The following is a 1753-nucleotide window of genomic DNA, read 5'->3' as shown; positions in this document are numbered from 1 at the left end:
GGCGGCCTGGATAGCGTAGGAGGTGAGCACCTCGACGCCGCTGCGCTGGAGCTGTTCTCCATCCGGAGCGTCCGGCAGTCTATAGCGAGAGTCCACCACCGCCGCGACCCGGATACCGGCACTGAGCAACTCACCGGCAAGAGTCCAGCCCGTGTCATCGTGACAGACCACCACCGCTCGGGTACCGGGCTGTACGCCATACAGGTGCAGCAGTCGCCGGACACCGCTGCCGAGCATGACCCCGGGTAAATCATTATTTGCAAAAACGGCCGGATATTCGTGGCTCCCGGTAGCAATAATCACGCGTTGGGTGCGCAGATGAATCAGCCGCTTGGCCTGCATGACGCCCAGCAGCTCGCCTTCATAGCCACCAAAAACCGTGGCGGACGACAGAATATCAACGTTCGGCTGTGACGTGACTTGATCCCTCAATGTCCGGGCGAGGGCGAAGCCGGTTACGCCGCTCTGCTCGCCGATGTTCTCGTAGGTCCCGGTCTGAAACCGCAAGTGACCCCCGAGTTCCGGCTGATCGTCAATCAGCGTCACCTGACAGCCGAGGTTGGCCGCCTCGTACGCTGCGGTCAGACCGGCCGGTCCACCGCCAATAACCGTAATATCGGTGTGGCGGTACTCGTGGTCATAGCCGCCTTTTGGCTTTGCCTGGGTATTGATTTCTCCTAAGCCGGCGGCTCGGCGGAGAAACTTTTCCGCCAACGGCCAGAAAAAACGCGGACGGATAAAAGTCTTATAATAAAAGCCAATCGGCAGCAGCCAGTCGAAGCGGTCAATAATGGACAACAGGTCATGCCTGAGCGAGGGCCACGCATTCTGTGGCTGGACGCGCATGCCCTGCCGGACGGGTTCGGTACAGGCGCGGACGCTGGGGGTGCCGTCCACATTCATGAGACAGTTCGGGCACTGCCCCGCGCCGCATAACAGCCCGCGCGGGCGATGATATTTGAAACTCCGGCTGAAAGTCCGCCGGCCCGCGGCGTAGAGCGCCGAGGCGATGGTATCGCCCGCCCGTGCCTGTATGCGTTCCCCGGCAAAGGAGAAGGTCAGGGTTTGTTCGTGGTCGATGACGTGAGCCGGGTGGGGCGGGAGTCTAGTCGTGCTCATAGGTTTCTTTGACGAGATTTGTACGCGTGTCACGAACGGCCAAGAACCAGCGCCGACAGCCCAACTGATGATACCACCACTCGGTCGTCTCACCGGCCTCGTTTTTTCGGAGATACAGGTAGCGCGCCCACTCGTGTGACGAAACCGACGCGGATGGGCGCTGCCGGAACTCCCCGCCCGAGCGAAACTCGTACACGCTCCGCTCACCGCAGTTGGGACAGGCCAGAAGAAACGACATGGAGACTACCGTTCGGACGACGGTTTCCAGCCCGGTCCTCCGGCAAAGACCACGTTGGTTCCAACCAGGGGAATCCCGGTGATCATGGAGGACTCCAGCGTCAAGGCGCGCAGGTCTTCAGGTTCTAAGGCATGCACATCCGACTTCCCGCAGGAGCGGGCTAGCATTTGGATTTCCAGCGTCATGGCGTTAAAGAAGTTGCCAACCCGCTCGGCGCCCGCGTCAATATCCAGCCGTTTCATCAACTCCGGGTCCTGCGTCGTAATGCCGACCGGGCAGCGGCCGGTATGGCAGTGATGGCAGGCGTAGGGCTCGGCGCCGATGGCATGATAATCGTCCACGTACAGCGGCTTGTTACAGTTCAGTGCGATTAGAGCCGCAGTGCCGATATAAACG

The 1753-nt window shown here is 60.8% G+C and carries 3 protein-coding genes; all 3 read right to left on the bottom strand.

What is annotated here, in order from left to right:
- On the bottom strand, positions 1-1119 hold a 1119-nt coding region (locus tag OXG98_06925; GenBank protein MCY3771736.1), incomplete at its 3' end, for an FAD-dependent oxidoreductase.
- Positions 1106-1357, bottom strand: coding sequence for a sarcosine oxidase subunit delta (locus tag OXG98_06920; GenBank protein ID MCY3771735.1), 252 nt, complete (start codon positions 1355-1357; stop codon positions 1106-1108). The genes OXG98_06920 and OXG98_06925, both read right to left, overlap by 14 nt.
- Before the next feature lie 5 nt (positions 1358-1362).
- Positions 1363-1753 (bottom strand): glutamate synthase-related protein (locus tag OXG98_06915; protein MCY3771734.1); only part of this gene is annotated, 391 nt, incomplete at its 5' end.

The sequence above is a fragment of the Gemmatimonadota bacterium genome (assembly GCA_026706345.1).
In the GTDB taxonomy this organism is placed as follows: domain Bacteria; phylum JAAXHH01; class JAAXHH01; order JAAXHH01; family JAAXHH01; genus JAAXHH01.
Note: the sequence above shows the minus strand (reverse complement) of the source record. Positions and strands in the feature narration are given on the sequence as shown.

Coding starts and splice junctions, on each gene's coding strand:
- OXG98_06920 (MCY3771735.1), bottom strand. CDS start 1,357: ATGTCGTTTCTTCTGGCCTGTCCCAACTGCGGTGAGCGGAGCGTGTAC.